Source organism: Paracoccus solventivorans (assembly GCF_900142875.1).
In the GTDB taxonomy this organism is placed as follows: Bacteria; Pseudomonadota; Alphaproteobacteria; order Rhodobacterales; family Rhodobacteraceae; genus Paracoccus; species Paracoccus solventivorans.
On sequence record NZ_FRCK01000002.1, the window covers coordinates 470,952 to 485,736 of the forward strand.

14 protein-coding genes are annotated in these 14,785 nt (G+C 70.7%); 13 read left to right on the forward strand and 1 reads right to left on the reverse strand.

The window, feature by feature from the left end; translation table 11 throughout:
* The first annotated feature begins 9 nt into the window (after nucleotides 1–9).
* Genes BUB57_RS05470 through BUB57_RS05500 form a run of 7 tightly spaced genes read left to right on the forward strand, consistent with a single transcriptional unit; the run spans nucleotide 10 to nucleotide 7,960 of the window.
* Nucleotides 10–1,635: a GumC domain-containing protein gene (locus BUB57_RS05470; protein ID WP_073063343.1), complete on the forward strand. Its 1,626-nt coding sequence runs from the start codon at nucleotides 10–12 to the stop codon at nucleotides 1,633–1,635.
* Nucleotides 1,632–2,036 (forward strand): polysaccharide deacetylase family protein, encoded by a 405-nt coding sequence (locus BUB57_RS05475; protein ID WP_073063347.1) that lies wholly within the window; start codon nucleotides 1,632–1,634, stop codon nucleotides 2,034–2,036. The genes BUB57_RS05470 and BUB57_RS05475 overlap by 4 nt, the downstream gene beginning before the upstream one ends.
* Nucleotides 2,033–3,427, forward strand: coding sequence for an O-antigen ligase family protein (locus tag BUB57_RS05480; RefSeq protein WP_073063352.1), 1,395 nt, complete (start codon nucleotides 2,033–2,035; stop codon nucleotides 3,425–3,427). The genes BUB57_RS05475 and BUB57_RS05480 overlap by 4 nt, the downstream gene beginning before the upstream one ends.
* The gene (locus tag BUB57_RS05485) at nucleotides 3,424–4,644 is read left to right on the forward strand and encodes a glycosyltransferase (protein WP_073063355.1); all 1,221 of its coding nucleotides are present in this window, start codon (nucleotides 3,424–3,426) and stop codon (nucleotides 4,642–4,644) included. The genes BUB57_RS05480 and BUB57_RS05485 overlap by 4 nt, the downstream gene beginning before the upstream one ends.
* Nucleotides 4,641–5,780: a glycosyltransferase family 2 protein gene (locus BUB57_RS05490; protein WP_073063359.1), complete on the forward strand. Its 1,140-nt coding sequence runs from the start codon at nucleotides 4,641–4,643 to the stop codon at nucleotides 5,778–5,780. The genes BUB57_RS05485 and BUB57_RS05490 overlap by 4 nt, the downstream gene beginning before the upstream one ends.
* Entirely contained in the window at nucleotides 5,777–6,889 is a 1,113-nt protein-coding gene (locus tag BUB57_RS05495; protein ID WP_073063361.1) for a glycosyltransferase, read from the forward strand. Before BUB57_RS05490 ends, BUB57_RS05495 begins: the two co-directional genes overlap by 4 nt.
* Before the next feature lie 21 nt (nucleotides 6,890–6,910).
* Entirely contained in the window at nucleotides 6,911–7,960 is a 1,050-nt protein-coding gene (locus BUB57_RS05500) for a hypothetical protein (protein ID WP_084731976.1), read from the forward strand.
* 97 nt (nucleotides 7,961–8,057) lie between these two features.
* Here BUB57_RS05500 and BUB57_RS05505 read toward each other — a convergent pair whose 3' ends face one another.
* Nucleotides 8,058–8,852 carry an IclR family transcriptional regulator gene (locus tag BUB57_RS05505; protein ID WP_234951987.1) on the reverse strand — a complete coding sequence of 265 codons (795 nt, stop codon included), beginning with the start codon at nucleotides 8,850–8,852 and terminating at the stop codon, nucleotides 8,058–8,060.
* Nucleotides 8,853–8,999: 147 nt separating this feature from the next.
* On the opposite strand from BUB57_RS05505, the gene BUB57_RS05510 reads away from it, so the two are divergent.
* Genes BUB57_RS05510 through BUB57_RS05535 form a run of 6 tightly spaced genes read left to right on the forward strand, consistent with a single transcriptional unit; the run spans nucleotide 9,000 to nucleotide 14,739 of the window.
* Nucleotides 9,000–9,746, forward strand: a complete 747-nt coding sequence (locus tag BUB57_RS05510) for an SDR family oxidoreductase (RefSeq protein ID WP_073063364.1) — start codon at nucleotides 9,000–9,002, stop codon at nucleotides 9,744–9,746.
* A 52-nt stretch (nucleotides 9,747–9,798) separates the two neighbouring features.
* A complete protein-coding gene (locus tag BUB57_RS05515; RefSeq protein ID WP_073063367.1) occupies nucleotides 9,799–10,641 on the forward strand; it encodes an ureidoglycolate lyase in 843 nt (280 codons plus the stop codon).
* Entirely contained in the window at nucleotides 10,638–11,915 is a 1,278-nt protein-coding gene (locus tag BUB57_RS05520; protein WP_073063370.1) for an L-fuconate dehydratase, read from the forward strand. The genes BUB57_RS05515 and BUB57_RS05520 overlap by 4 nt, the downstream gene beginning before the upstream one ends.
* Before the next feature lie 26 nt (nucleotides 11,916–11,941).
* Entirely contained in the window at nucleotides 11,942–12,922 is a 981-nt protein-coding gene (locus tag BUB57_RS05525; RefSeq protein ID WP_084731978.1) for a C4-dicarboxylate TRAP transporter substrate-binding protein, read from the forward strand.
* Between the two features lie 57 nt (nucleotides 12,923–12,979).
* Entirely contained in the window at nucleotides 12,980–13,471 is a 492-nt protein-coding gene (locus BUB57_RS05530) for a TRAP transporter small permease (RefSeq protein WP_073063378.1), read from the forward strand.
* Nucleotides 13,468–14,739, forward strand: a complete 1,272-nt coding sequence (locus BUB57_RS05535; RefSeq protein WP_073063382.1) for a TRAP transporter large permease — start codon at nucleotides 13,468–13,470, stop codon at nucleotides 14,737–14,739. The genes BUB57_RS05530 and BUB57_RS05535 overlap by 4 nt, the downstream gene beginning before the upstream one ends.
* Nucleotides 14,740–14,785: the final 46 nt, after the last annotated feature.

A 14,785-nucleotide genomic window follows, 5' to 3' on the forward strand; every position in this document is an offset into this window, starting at 1 on the left:
GGTGGCCGGATGCTGAGACATTTCCTTGAGCTGCTGCGGGCCAGCCATCGCATGATCCTTGCCAGCGCGGCGGCGGCGGGGCTGGTGGCGCTGGTTCTCAGCGTGCTTCTGCTGAACGCGCGCCCGCTTTACGAGGCCAGCGTCACCGTCTCGATGGAGCCCTCCGAGGAAGAGCTGCGCTTCAACCGCAGCTTCATGGGGGTCAGCCAGTTCAACCCCGCCACCATCATCGCCCAGTCCCATATCGAGCGGCTGCTGAGCCGGCCGGTGGCGGAACGCGCGCTGGAGCTGCTGACCGCCGAGCTGGGGCAGATCCCGGCCAAGCCGCCCTCGCTGCTGTCGGCGCTCAGCACCCGGGTCTGGCAGGTATGGAACACGCTGAACTACGGCTATTCCGTGCAGCTCGACGACCAGCAGCAAATGCTGGCCGACCTGCAGAACGCGATTTCGGTCGAGATCGTCGAGGGTTCGTATATCCTCAACATCGCCGTCAGCTACGACAATGCCGCCATCGCCGCACAAGCGGCGAACGCGCTGGCCCGGGCCTATGTGGAAGAGGCACGGGACGGGTTCCGCCGCGACGCGGCCGAGATCGCCGCCACCATCGCCACCGCCGAGGATGAGGCGCAGCGCCGCCTGTCCGAACACCGTCAGCAGCGGCAGGCGCTGGCAACCGAGCTGGGCGTCGCCGACCCGGTGGCCGAGCGCGCGATCCTGCTGCAGGCGCGCGAGGATGCCCGCGCCGCCCTGCGCACCGCCGAGGCCGAGCTGTCAGGCGAGGAACGCCGGCTGGCGACGCTGCGGCAGTCGCTGGCGACCCAGGCCGATGGTGAGATCGCGCGCGGCATCCGCGAATCGCTGGCCACCGGCCAGGCCGGGCTGGACCGGCTGACCGAGCTGCGCGCGCAGCGCCAGCAAGGGCTGGCCGAGCTCGCGGGCTCGCTGGCCGGGCTGGACGAGGCGCAGACCCGGCTGAGCGCGCTCGACGAACAGATCGCCGGGGTGGAAACCGACCTGGCGCAGCTGCAGGCGCTGCGGGTGGCCTCGGAACTGTCGTCGCGGGCGCGGCTGTCGCAGGTGATGATCATCAATCCCGCCACGGTGCCGCTGTATCCGCGCTTTCCCAAGGTCGCGGTCAACACCGTGGTCGCGGTGCTGGTGGGGGCGATCCTGGCGCTGGTACCGGTGCTGGCGCGCGACGCGCTCGGCTCGCAATTGCGCACGGCGCTGGATGTCGAGCAGCTGGGCGCGCGCGCGCTGCCCTCGCTGTCGCGGCGCCGGATCGCGCGCGGCCGCCGGCTGGGGCCGGGCGAGGTCGACCGGCTGGTGCGCCGCATCGCCGCCGACCGCGGCGGCTGGCACGACCGGGTGCTGCTGGTCACCGGCTTCCTGCCTCAGGACGACATCCACCGGCTGGCGCGGGTGCTGGACGGCGCCGCGGGAAGCGACGGCACGCCGATCCAGGCGGTGCCGCTGCTGCCCCTGACCGCGATCGAGGACTGGACGGCGCTGCCCGACCAGCCGCTGCTGGTGGCGCTGCGCTCGGGCGAGCTGGGGCGCAGCGAGCTGGCCTCGATGCAGGAAACCGCGGCCCGGGGGCAGCGCCCCGAACCGTATTATCTGGTGGTCCTGTGACCGCCCCCCGGCCCCACCTGCCGGCTGCCCCGCCGACCACCTTGCCACCCGCCCGCGACCGGCGGCGGGGGCGGCGGGGCGCGCTGCTGGGCCACGAGGTGCACTTCCCCTGCTGGCCCTTTGACCGCCGGACCCCGGCCGCGCGCCACCCCGCCGAGGCCGCGGGATTCCAGCGCTTCACCGGCGGCCGCGGAAAGAGCCGCCGGGACGAGGACCCGGACATGCTCAGCCGGGTGCATGTCCACGACCGCGCCTGCGGCGGCGGGCCGCTGTGGCTCGAGACGCCGCGATTCCGCGCCCGGCTGGGGGCGATGAGCGGGAACCTCTACCGGACGCCGGGGCTGATGGCGGACGCGCTGCCGCCGCGGTGCCGCTCTGCCGCGCCGGGGGGGCATGAATGACCGGGGCGCGGCATCCGGGTCAGGCGCTGGCCGTCGCGGGGGCGGCGGCTGCGGCAGGGCTGGCGACGCTGGCGGCGGCGCTGGCGGCCTCGCCGGTGCTGGCGCTGGGGGTGCCGCTGGCGCTGGTCGGGGCGGTGGTGCTGCTGGCGCAGCCGTTCCTGGGCATCGCGGCGCTGGTGTTCCTGGGCCATCTCGACAGCATCGAAAAGCTGCTGTTCGGGTTCCTGCCGCTGTCGGGGTTCAAGGCGCTGACCGCGGCGACGCTGGCGGCGGCGCTGCTGACCGCGGCGCGGCGGCGCGACTGGATCGCGGGCGCGCTGCGCGACCCGGTGGTCACCTGCGCGCTGCTGTTCGGGCTGCTGGGCACGGTGTCCTTTCTGCTGGCCGACGAACGCGCCGTGGCGCTGTCCGAGATGCGCAAGCTGGCCAGCCTGATCACCCTGCTGCTGCTGGTGGTGGCGCTGGTCGACACCCCGCGGCGGCTGGCGGCGATGATGTGGATCCTGATCGCCAGCTCGCTGGTCTCGGCGCTGATCCTGATCGCAGACATCCTGCTGGGTACGCATCTGCTGGCCACCTCCGAGGCCGCGACCACCGCGCAATCGTCCGAGGGCTTCGTACGCTCCTCCGGCGCCTCGGACCAGAACCCGACCACCGCGGCCTCGATGCTGCTGGTGGGGGTGGTGATGGCGCTGGTGCACGCGGTGGAAACCCCGCGGCTGCGGCTGGCGATGCTGGCGGCGGCGGCGCTGGGAACGGCGGCGCTGGTGATGTCCTTTGCCCGCTCGGCCGCCATTGCCTATGCGGTGGCGGCGCCGTGGCTGGGCTGGCGGCACCGCAATGCGCGCATGGCGCCGCTGGCGGGGTTCGGCATCCTGGTCGCGGGGCTTGCCGCCCTGCCCTTCGTCCCGGCCGAATACTGGAAACGGCTGGGCACGATCTTCGGGGCGGGCGGCGACTGGACGCTGGGGCGGCGGCTCAGCTACAACCTGATCGGGATGCGGCTGTTCGCCGAAAGCCCGCTGTTCGGCATCGGCCCGGGCAATTTCGCCGAACGCTTCGCCGACCCCGAGTTCCGCTATTTCCCCGGCCGCACCCTGCTGGGGCGCGAGCTGCACAACATGTATCTGTCGGTGCTGGCCCAGTACGGGCTGGCCGGGGCGGCGGCGTTCTGCGGGATGCTGGGCGCGGCGCTGGCGGCGCTGCGCCGGGTCCGGCGCGCCCCCGCCAACCCCGCGATGCGGGTCTGGGCGGGGGCGCTGGGGCTGGGGCTCGTCGCCTATCTGATCGCCAGCCTGTTCCTGCCCAACGAATACACCAAATACACCTGGGTGCTGAGCGGGCTTGCCGCCGCGCTGGCGCGGGTGAACCGGCAGGAGCTTGCGCGATGAGGATCCTTGTCGTCGTCAGCGAGTTCCCCAAGCTGACCGAGACCTTCGTCTATCGCAACATCGCGGAATACCGCCGCGCCGGGCATCAGGTGACGCTGTTCTACGCCAAGGCGTTCTTTGCGGGCGAGCTGGTCCACGATTTCGCCCGCGACACCGCCCGCAGCGCCTTTACCTTCGGCTTCGCCGCGCCGCGCAGCCTGGGCGCGCTGGCGGCCGAGACGCTGCGCCGCCCGGGCGCGCAGGCGCGGCTGTGGGCGCAGATCGCCCGCGCCCACCGCGCCGAACCCCGCCGCGGCCTGCGCAGCTTTGCGGTGCTGCCCAAGGCGGTGGCGCTGGGGCACTGGTGCCGCGCGCAAGGGATCGACCATATCCACGCCGAGTTCGCCGGTTTCCCCGCCACCGTGGCGATGATCGCGGCAAGGGCCTCGGGCATCCCGTTCAGCTTTTCCGCCCATGCCAACGACATCTTCGTCTCGCAGGCGATGCTGGCCCACAAGGCCGCCGAGGCGCGTTTCGTGCGCACCATCAGCCGCCACAACATCGACTGGCTGCGCCGCAACGTGCCCGGTTTCCCGATGGAGCGGCTGCGGCTGATCCCCTGCGGCGTGCCGCGCGAATTGCTGGATGCGCCCGGCCCGCCGCCGGTCGGCGACGGCCCGCTGAACGTGCTCTATGTCGGCTCGCTGATCGAGAAAAAGGGCGTGGCGCATCTGATCGCGGCGCTGGCCCGGCTGGCCCCCGGGGTGCCGCTGCGCGCCCGGATCATCGGCCGGGGCGAACTGGAACCGGCGCTGCGGCAGGCGGCGGCCGCGGCCGGTCTGGGCGAAACCGTCAGCTTCGACGGGCCGCAGGACGCCGAGGGCGTGCGCGCCGCCTATCGCTGGGCGCATGTGGTGGTGGTGCCCTCGGTCGTCGGCCGCGGCGGGCGCGCCGAGGGCATCCCCGTGGTGGCGATGGAGGCGCTGGCCCATGCGCGGCCCGTGGTCGCCTCGCGCCTGTCGGGCATCCCCGAGCTGGTCGAGCATGGGGTCACCGGCTGGCTGACCGAGCCCGGCGACGCCGCCGCCATCGCCGGGGCGCTGGCCGCGATCCGCGCCGACTGGCCGCGCGCCGCCGCCATCGCGCAGGCCGGGCGCGAGCGGGTGCGCGCCCGCTATCTGATCGAAGACAACGCCGCAGCCCTGCTGCGCGCGATGCAGGAGGAGGGGGCGGCATGACCTGGGTTTTCTGGCTGTCGGCGGCGGCGCTGGCCTACAGCATCGCGGGCTATGGGCTGCTGGTGATGGCGCTGGCGCGGCTGGCGCCGCCGCGGCCGCCGGTGCCGCCGGCGCAGCCGCTGCGCTTCAGCTTCCTGATCGCCGCCCATAACGAGGCCGCGCATATCGGGGCCAAGATCCGCGACACGCTGGCGCAGGACGCCGGCCCCCACGCGGTCGAGGTGATCGTGGTCTCGGACGGCTCGACCGACGGCACCGCCGCGCTGGCCCGCCGCGTCGCCGACCCGCGCGTGCAGGTGTTCGAGCTGCCCGGCCATCAGGGAAAGGCCGCCGCGATCAACCTGGGGCTGCAGCATTGCCGGGGCGAGGTGGTGGTGTTCTCGGACGCCAACAGCCTGCTGCGGCCCGGCTCGCTTCTGGCGATGGCGCAGCATTTCGGCGACCCGCAGGTGGGCGGCGTCTGCGGGCGGATCACCGTTCCGGCGAAGCGTTCCGGGGCGAACGGGCAGGCCGAGGGGCTGTACTGGCGCTATGACCAGGCGATCAAGGCGGCGGAATCGCGGCTGGGGGGCACGGTGTCGGCGCAGGGCTCGATCTATGCGCTAAGGCGCGGGCTGACGCGGCCGCTGATCCCGGGCTGCGCCGATGATTTCCTGATGTCGGTCAACGCGGTGGCGGCCGGGCACCGGCTGGTGTTCGAGCCGCGCGCCACCACCGCCGAACCGGTCAGCGAAAAGCTGGGCCGCGAGATGGGGCGACGGACACGCTCGACCGAGCGCGGCTGGCGGGCGCTGATGGTCCACCGGGCGCTGATGAACCCGCTGCGCACCGGCTGGTACGGCTGGCAGCTGTTCTCGCACAAGCTGGTGCGGCGGCTGAACCCGCTGTTCCTGATCGCGCTCTTGCTGTCCAATCTGGCGCTAGTCGGGCACGGCTGGTTCTACGCGCTGACCGCGGCGGCGCAGCTGCTGTTCTACGGGCTGGGGCTGGCGGCCATCGCCTTGCCGGCGGTGCGGCGGTTCAAGCCGGCCGGGCTGGCGGCGTTCTTCATCTTTACCCATGCGGCGATGCTGCGCGGCATCCTGCGCTATTACCGCGGCTATAAAAGCGTGACCTGGCGGCCGGTGCGGGAATGACCGCCCCGGCGCGCATCGGCTTTGTCATGCCGCATCTGCGCCACGGCGGCGCCGAGCGGGTGGTGCTGGAATTGCTGCGCCATCTCGACCGGGGGCGGTTCCAGCCGCTGCTGATCCTGCAACGCCGCGACGGCGATTACCTGGCGCTGCTGCCGCCGGACGTGCCGGTGATCGCGCTGCGCCACCCTCGCCCGCCCGGCTGCGTGATCGCGCTGGCCCGGACGCTGCGGCGCGAGCGGATCGCGCTGATCCACAGCGCCACCAACGCCACCAATCTTTACGCCGCAACCGCCGCCCGGCTGGCGCGCGGGCGCAGCCGGGTGGTGATCGCCGAGCACACCCCGCTCGACTTCAGCCTCAGCCGCGCCAAGTGGCTGGCGCTGCGGCGCGGGGCGATGCGGCTGGCCTATCCGCTGGCCGATCTGATGGTGGCGCCGCTTCCCGAGATCGGGGCCGAGGCCGCGCGCTTCCTGGGCCCCGCGGCACCGCCGTTCCGCTGCCTGCCGAACCCGGTGGTCGCGGCGCTGGCGCCGCCGCGCGACCAGCCGGCGCTGGCCTTGCGGATCGCCAGCGTCGGGCGGCTGGCGGCGGTCAAACGCTTCGACCTGCTGATCGTTGCATTTGCCACGTTCCGCGCCCGCCATCCGGCCGCCACGCTGACCCTGTTCGGCGACGGCCCGGAACGCCCGGCGCTGGAACGTCTGGCCGCCGGACTGGGGCTGGGAACTTCGGTCGCCTTTGCGGGCTATGTCGAGGATGTGCCGACGCGGCTGGCGGGCTGCGACCTGTTCGTCTGCACCTCGGAACGCGAGGGCTTCGGCAATGCGATGGTCGAGGCGATGGCGGCCGGGGTGCCGGTGCTCAGCACCGATTGCCCGTTCGGGCCGCGGCTGCTGTTGCGCGGCGGGCAGGCGGGGCGGCTGGTGGCGGCCGACGACGCCGCATCGCTGGCAGCAGCGATGCTGCAGCTGGCCGAGGACCGCGCGTCCCGGCGCGCCCATGCGGCGGCGGGACGCCAGGTCGCCGCGGGGTTCGGGGTGGCGCAGGCGGTCGCCGCCTATGAGCAGGCGTTCGCCGCGGTTCTGGCCGGCCGGCCGGAAGCGGCCTAGAGGGGGGGGAAAGGGACGGGAATGGCAGTCAGGATCGAACCCCGCGGCCCCGAGATCCGCCAGCAGTTCCTTGCGAGGATGGCCGAGACCTTCGACGCGGCCGCGGTGGCGCGCAAGGACCGCTGCTGGGACTGGCTGTTCCACCCGCCGCTGGGCCCCGACGCCCCCCGGGTGCAGGTGCTGTCCGCCTGGCATGGCGACCAGCTGGCCGGCGGCGCCATCCACGGCGTCACCGCCTATTGGATCGACGGGCAAGAGCGGTATCTGCGCCCACCCTACGGCACCAACATCGACCCGAAGATCCGCGGCCTCGGCATCAGCCTGATCCGGGCGTTCTACGCGGATTCGGGCATCGGGCTTCCCATCGGCGACCAGCTGGCGCGGGTGAACGAGAAATACGGCGCCCGCAACGCCGCCCGCGTGCAGATGTTCGCGCCGCTGCGGGCGGGCAGCGCGGTGGCGCGGCGCCGCCCCGCCGCCGCGCCGCTGGCGGGCTTGGGCAACGCGCTCTGGTCGGCCTGGCGCGGCATCGCGGCCCAGCGCGGCCCCCGGCTGGCGCGCGGCGAGAGCATCGCCGACGCCGGTGCCTTCGGCGACGAGCATGACGCGTTCTGGCGCCAGGCCGCGGCGAACCACCGTTTCCTCCAGATCCGCGACGCCGCCTTCATGCGCTGGCGGTTCCGCGAGATGCCGTTGCAGCGATACGACGTGCTGCAGCTGCGCCGGGATGGCGAGCTGCGGGGCTATGTCGCCGTCGGCCATGCCATCGACCCGGCCCGCGGCACCGGACAGGTCACCGACATCCTGACCATCGACGACGACCCGCGCGAACTGGCGCTGCTGCTGCGCGCGGCGCTGCGCCGGCTGCACGCGCTGGGGGCCGAGGTCGCGGCCTTTGGCTGCGTCGCCACCCCGGCGCTGACCGAGGCCGCGCGGCTGGCCGGGTTTTCCCGCAGCAAGCCCACCCGGCCCGCGCAGGTGTTTTTCAGCGACCCGGCCGAGATGCAGCGCATCGACGGGATCCTGCCGCATCTCTACCTGACCCGCGCCGACCAGGACGAGGATTACTGAGCGTCGGCCACCCCCGCCATGGTGGCGGAAGGCCCCGGGGCCGTCATCCGAACCGAAGGCCCGGCCGCGACTGTCCCGTGGCAGCCGCCCGCCCGGCTCAGAGGCTCGCCGCCAGCGTCTGGAGCCGGGCCAGCGCCCGGTCCCGGCTGTCCTCGCCCCCCTCGCCGGGGTGGTCGATATGGGCGCAGGTCAGCACCGCCACCGCCTCGTCCCCCGGCCCGCGCACCGGCACGCTGATGTCGGTGACGCCGACGAACTGCGCCGAGGGCGCCACCCGCGCCCCCTGCTCGCGCACCTCGGCCAGATGTCCGGCGATGGCGGCCAGCCGGGCGCCGGCATCGGCGATGCCCCACAGGCGCAGGGTCTCGGCCAGGCGGTCGGGGTGCTGGAACGCCAGCAGCGCCAGCCCCGAGCCGGTGGCGAACAGGTCCAGCAGCCCGCCGACCCGGCCCCTGAACTCCCAATGCCCCTGCGGGCTGGCCTGGGCGATGATGATGCCGTGGCCGTGTTCGGGGACGACCAGATGGCAGGACTGCCGCACCTCGATCGCGAACTCGTCCATCATCGGCTGCGCCTGCGCCACCAGCCGGCGCAGCGGCGGATGGCGGGTGCCCAGATTGAATAGCTTCATGCTCAGCGCATAGCGGTCGCCGCCCTCGACGCGCGAGACATAGCCGCGCACCACCAGCCGTTCCAGCATCCGGTAGATCTGCGAAGGGCTGACCCCCATCAGCTTGACGATTTCCGCCCGCGTCAGCCCGCGGGGCTGCTCGGCCAGGACTTCGAGAATGTCGAGCCCCTTGTCCAGCGCCGGGGCGCGATAGCGGTCGGCGGCGTCGGCAGGGGCGGATCGGTCCTCGGCGGCCGGCCCGGCATCGAAATGGCTGGTCAAGAACATTCCCCCGGCTGACAGTCGGCTAGGCCGACGCTCTCTTACGGCATCGCGCAGGCGACTGCAGCGCAAAAAATACCTTGCGTCAACTGTTCACCTATGAATAATCTGTTCATATCCGAACAAGCAGATGGCGGGAGGGGTCACATGCGTCTGGAAGGAAAATCCATCCTGGTGACGGCGGCAGGCCAGGGAATCGGCCGCGCCAGCGCAGTGGCGCTTGCGGCCGAGGGCGCGCGGGTGATCGCCACCGACGTCGATGCGGCGCTGCTGCGCGGGCTGGACGGCACCGCGGGGGTCGAGACCGCCGCGCTGGACGTGACCGACGCCGCCGCCATCCGCGACATCGCCGCCCGCGTCGGCGCGCTGGACGGGCTGTTCAACTGCGCCGGCATGGTCGCCAACGGCAATCTGCTGCAGATGAGCGACGAGGACTGGGACCGCAGCGTCGCGCTGAACGTCACCTCGATGGTGCGGCTGACCCGGGCGCTGCTGCCGGGGATGCTGGAGCGCGCCGCGGAAACGGGCACCGCCTCGATCCTGAACATGGCCTCGATGGCCTCGTCGGTGAAGGGCTTCGTCAACCGTACCGCCTATGGCGCGACCAAGGCGGCGGTCATCGGGCTGACCAAGGCCATCGCCGCCGATTTCGTGGCCCAGGGCATCCGCTGCAACGCGCTGTGCCCGGGCACGGTCGACACCCCCAGCCTGCGCGGGCGGATCGCGGCCTCGGCCGACCCGGTGCAGGCGGAAAAGGACTTCATCGCCCGCCAGCCCATGGGGCGGCTGGCCACGGTCGACGATATCACCCCGATGGTGGTCTATCTGCTGTCGGACGAAAGCCGCTTCGTTTCCGGGCAGGCGCTGCTGGTCGACGGCGGCGTGACGATCTGAGCCGCCGCCCCGCCTCGGCCCTGCCCCCTGCCCGCCATAACATGAGGACCCGATGAAACTGCTGCGCTTTGGACCGCCCGGACAGGAACGCCCCGGAATCCTGGACGCCGAGGGCCGCATCCGCGATCTCTCCGCCCATGTCGACGACCTTGCCGGCGAGGTGCTGACCCCCGAGGGGCTGGCCCGCATCGCCGCGCTGGACCCCGCAACCCTGCCGCTGGCCGAGGGCGCACCCCGCATCGGCCCGTGCGTCGGCCGCGTCGGCAAGTTCATCTGCATCGGCCTGAACTACGCCGACCACGCCGCCGAAACCGGCGCCGCGATCCCGGATGAGCCCATCGTCTTTGCCAAATGGACCAGCGCCATCTGCGGTCCCGACGACGACGTGGAAATCCCCCGCGGCTCGACCAGGACCGATTGGGAGGTCGAGCTGGGCGTGGTGATCGGCAAGGGCGGCCGCTACATCGACGAGGCCGAGGCGCTGTCCCATGTCGCGGGCTATTGCGTGATCAACGACGTGTCCGAGCGCGAATGGCAGCTGGAGCGCGGCGGCAGCTGGGACAAGGGCAAGGGCCACGACACCCACGGCCCGATCGGCCCCTGGCTGGTCACCCCCGACGAGGCCGGGGACGTGCACGATCTGAAGATGTGGCTGGAGGTGGACGGGCGGCGCTATCAGGACGGCTCGACCGCCACCATGATCTTCAAGGTGCCGGAGATCATCGCCTATGTCAGCCGCTTCCTGTCGCTGCAGCCGGGCGACGTGATCTCGACCGGCACGCCCCCCGGGGTCGGGCTGGGGCAGAAGCCGCCGGTGTTCCTGAAGGGCGGCGAGGTGATGCGGCTGGGGATCGAGGGCCTGGGCGAGCAGACCCAGAAGGTGGTGCAGGCATGACCCGCATCACCGGCCTGCGCAGCATCGACGTGCGGTTCCCGACCAGCCAGGCGCTGGACGGCTCGGACGCGATGAACCCCGACCCGGATTATTCCGCGGCCTATGTCATCCTGGAAACCGACGGCCCCCATCAGGGCCACGGGCTGACCTTCACCATCGGCCGCGGCAACGAGATCTGCATCGCCGCCATCGAGGCGCTGCGGCCGCTGGTCGTCGGGCTGGATCTGGACTGGATCGCCGCCGACATGGGCCGGTTCTGGCGCCATGTGACCAGCGACAGCCAACTGCGCTGGATCGGCCCCGACAAAGGCGCGATCCACCTGGCCACCGGCGCGGTGGTCAACGCCGCCTGGGACCTGTGGGCCAAGGCCGCGGGCAAGCCGGTCTGGCAGCTGGTGGCCGAGATGTCGCCCGCGGAGCTGGTGCGCTGCATCGACTTCCGCTACCTGACCGACTGCATCACCCCCGAATGGGCGCTGGATTTCCTGACGAAGCAGGCCGAGGGCAAGCAGGCCCGCATCGAGACGCTGCTGCGCGAGGGCTATCCCTGCTACACCACCTCGGCCGGCTGGCTCGGCTATGACGACGACAAGCTGCGCCGCCTGTGCCGCGAGGCGGTGGACGCGGGCTTCAGCCACATCAAGATGAAGGTCGGCCGCGATCTGGACGACGACATCCGCCGCCTGACCATCGCGCGCGAGACCGTCGGCCCGGATGTGCGGCTGATGATCGACGCCAACCAGGTGTGGGAGGTCGATCAGGCCATCGACTGGGTGAAGAAGCTCGCCTTCGTGAACCCGTGGTTCATCGAGGAACCCACCAGCCCCGACGATATCGCCGGCCACCGCAAGATCCGCCAGGGCGTGGCCCCGGTCGAGGTCGCCACCGGCGAGATGTGCCAGAACCGCATCATGTTCAAGCAGTTCATCATGGAAGGCGCCATCGACGTGGTGCAGATCGACAGCTGCCGGCTGGGCGGGCTGAACGAGGTGCTGGCGGTGATGCTGATGGCGGCGAAATACGGGCTGAAGGTCTGCCCGCACGCCGGCGGCGTCGGCCTGTGCGAATATGTGCAGCACATGTCGATGATCGACTATCTGTGCATCAGCGGCACCCGCGAGGGCCGGGTGATCGAATATGTCGACCACCTGCACGAACATTTCCTTGACCCGGTGCGCATCGAGAACGCAGCCTACATGCCACCGGCCATGCCGGGCTTTTCGATCGAGATGCGGCCGGAAAGCCTGGAAACCTATCGTTTTCAACCAAGCTGACACATCCCCGAGGGAGGAGACCCAAGATGTCGTTGATGAGAAAGATCGGGCTGGGAACCGCGCTGGCGCTGACGCTGGCGCTGCCGGCGCTGGCCGCCGACGTGACGGTCAAGATCGCCTATGAGAACAACCCCGGCGAGCCGGTCGACCTGATGATGCAGAAATGGGCCGACCTGGTGAAGGAACGCTCCGAGGGCAAGGTCGAGTTCGAGCTTTACCCCTCGTCGCAGCTCGGCTCGAAAGAGGACATCATCGAGCAGGCCAAGATGGGGGTGAACGTCATCACCATCGCCGACGCCGGCTTCCTGGTGGACTATGACCCCGACATGGGCGTGCTTTACGGCCCCTATCTCGCCGACGACACGGAATCGCTGTTCCGCATCTATGACGGCGAATGGTTCAAGGAAAAGGAACTCAAGCTGCGCGATCAGGGCATCCGCATCGTGATCCCCAACTACATGTACGGCGCGCGCCACATCCTGGCCAAGAAGAAGATCGAGACCCCGGCCGACATGGTGGGGCTGAAGATCCGCACCCCCAACAACAACATGCAGATCAAGGCCATCGAGCTGATGGGCGGCACCCCCACGCCGATGCCGCTGGGCGACGTCTATCCGGCACTGACCCAGGGCGTGATCGACGGGGTGGAAAACCCGCTGACCGTGCTGCACGGGCAGAAGCTGGACGAACAGGCCAAGCAGCTGTCGATAGTGGGCTATGTCACCTCGGCCGCGTTCTGGCTGGGCGGGGAAAGCTATTTCCAGACCCTCGACCCCGAGGTCGCCAAGCTGATCGAGGACACCGGCTACGAGATCGGCGTCGAAAGCCAGAAGGTCGCCGCCCAGGACGAGGCCGACGCGCTCGAGGCGATGAAGGCGGTGGGCGTCGAGGTCACCACCCCCGACGTGGCCGCCTTCAAAGAGGCGACCAAGCCCTTCTACGAGCAGTTCCCCGAATGGACCCCGGGGCTCTATGACCGCATCCAGGCGGAAATCGCCGCGCAGTAATCGCCACAGGACCTACGGGCCGGCATCCGTGCCGGCCCTTTTGCAACGGAGCAAGCGATGCGCTGGATAGACCGGACCGCCTCGGTGATAGGCGGATTGAGCCTTGTCGTGCTTGTCACCATCGTGGCCAGCGCGGTGTTTGCCCGCTATGTAATGGGCCAGCCGCTGGCCTGGACCGAAGAGGCCGCCGGGCTGCTGATGGTGTGGATCGTGATGATCTCGGCCATCGGCACCGAGGCGCGGGGCGAGCACCTGACCATCGACATCATCGAGGGGTTCCTGTCGCCGAAGGGGCGGCGGGCGCTGATCGTCGTGGTCGGGCTGCTCTCCATCGGGCTGCTGGGGGTGATCGCCTGGTACGGCTGGGTGCTGGCCGAGGCGTCCGCCATGCGGCGCACCAACATCCTGCGGATCTCGTGGTTCTGGATCTACCTGCCGGTGACGCTGGGCGCGCTGGGGGTGATCGTGGTCACGCTGCTGCGCATGGCCGGGCACCGGCCGGTCTCGGCCCCTTCCGTCCTTTCCGCCCATGTTGAGGCCGACGCATGAGCTGGCTGATCGCTATCCTTCTGATGTTCGTGCTGTTTGCACTGAACATGCGGATCTATCTGGCGATGTTCGCCGCGATCCTGGTCTATTTCCTGTTCTTCTCGAACCTGCCGCTGGCCATCGCGGTGCAGCGGATCGTGGCGCCGACGCAGAACTCGTCGCTTCTGGCGATCCCGTTCTTCATCCTGCTGGGCACGCTGCTGGGGGCCACCGCGGTGGCGCGGCGCCTGCTGGCGCTGGCCGACCTGCTGGTCGGGCGCATCCGCGGCGGCATGGGCCACACCAACGTCATGCTGTCGACGCTGATGGGCGGGATCTCGGCCTCGAACCTCGCCGATGCGGCGATGGCGACGCGGATGATCGTGCCGCAGATGATCCGGCAGGGCTATTCGCGGGGCGCGGCCTCGGCGATCACCGCCTGCGGCTCGCTGATCACCCCGATCATCCCGCCGGGGATCGCGCTGATCATCTACGGGCTGGTGGCCGATGTCTCGATCGGGTCGATGTTCATGGCCGGGATCGTGCCGGGGCTGCTGCTCTGCGCGCTGCTGCTGACCGCGGTCTACATCTACGCCCGCCGCCGCGGCATCCCGCCCTCGCGCGACAGCTGGCCCACGGCGTCGGAAACCCGCAGCGTGCTGTTTCAGGCCTGGCCGGCGCTGCTGCTGGTGGTGGTGATTGTCGGCGGTATCCGCATGGGCATCTTCACCCCGACCGAGGCCGGCGCCATCGCCATCCTGATGACGCTGATCATCGGCTTCTTCATCTACCGCGACATGAAGCCCGCCGACGTCGGGCGCGCGCTTGGCGACACCGCCCGGCAGACCGCGGCGATCCTGCTGGTGATCATGACCAGCTCGGGCCTGGCCTGGATCTTTTCCAACGAGCGCGCCGGCATCGCCATGGCTGAGTGGATCACCGGGCTGACCACCAACAAATACGCCTTCCTGGCCGCGGTGAACGTGCTGCTGCTGTTCCTGGGCATGTTCATCGAGGGCACCGCCCTGATGATCGTGCTGGTGCCGCTGCTCAAGCCGGTGCTGGCGCAGTTCGGCATCGACCCGGTGCATTTCGGCATCGTCATCATCGTCAACCTGTCGATCGGCACGCTGACGCCACCGGTGGGAACGGTGCTGTTACTGGTCTGCAACCTGACACGGGCCACCATCGGCGAGTTCTTCCGCGAGGGCTGGATGTTCGTCGCCGCGCTGGTGATTGCGCTGCTGCTGATCACCTATATCCCGGCGCTGTCGCTGGTGCTGGTCTAGGGCCGCCGGCGGGGGGGGCCACCCCCGCCAGCACGCGACGCAGCCG

Coding starts and splice junctions, on each gene's coding strand:
- BUB57_RS05495 (WP_073063361.1), top strand. CDS start 5,777: ATGACCGCCCCGGCGCGCATCGGCTTTGTCATGCCGCATCTGCGCCAC.
- BUB57_RS05470 (WP_073063343.1), top strand. CDS start 10: ATGCTGAGACATTTCCTTGAGCTGCTGCGGGCCAGCCATCGCATGATC.
- BUB57_RS05515 (WP_073063367.1), top strand. CDS start 9,799: ATGAAACTGCTGCGCTTTGGACCGCCCGGACAGGAACGCCCCGGAATC.
- BUB57_RS05500 (WP_084731976.1), top strand. CDS start 6,911: ATGGCAGTCAGGATCGAACCCCGCGGCCCCGAGATCCGCCAGCAGTTC.
- BUB57_RS05525 (WP_084731978.1), top strand. CDS start 11,942: ATGTCGTTGATGAGAAAGATCGGGCTGGGAACCGCGCTGGCGCTGACG.
- BUB57_RS05520 (WP_073063370.1), top strand. CDS start 10,638: ATGACCCGCATCACCGGCCTGCGCAGCATCGACGTGCGGTTCCCGACC.
- BUB57_RS05510 (WP_073063364.1), top strand. CDS start 9,000: ATGCGTCTGGAAGGAAAATCCATCCTGGTGACGGCGGCAGGCCAGGGA.
- BUB57_RS05490 (WP_073063359.1), top strand. CDS start 4,641: ATGACCTGGGTTTTCTGGCTGTCGGCGGCGGCGCTGGCCTACAGCATC.
- BUB57_RS05530 (WP_073063378.1), top strand. CDS start 12,980: ATGCGCTGGATAGACCGGACCGCCTCGGTGATAGGCGGATTGAGCCTT.
- BUB57_RS05485 (WP_073063355.1), top strand. CDS start 3,424: ATGAGGATCCTTGTCGTCGTCAGCGAGTTCCCCAAGCTGACCGAGACC.
- BUB57_RS05480 (WP_073063352.1), top strand. CDS start 2,033: ATGACCGGGGCGCGGCATCCGGGTCAGGCGCTGGCCGTCGCGGGGGCG.
- BUB57_RS05535 (WP_073063382.1), top strand. CDS start 13,468: ATGAGCTGGCTGATCGCTATCCTTCTGATGTTCGTGCTGTTTGCACTG.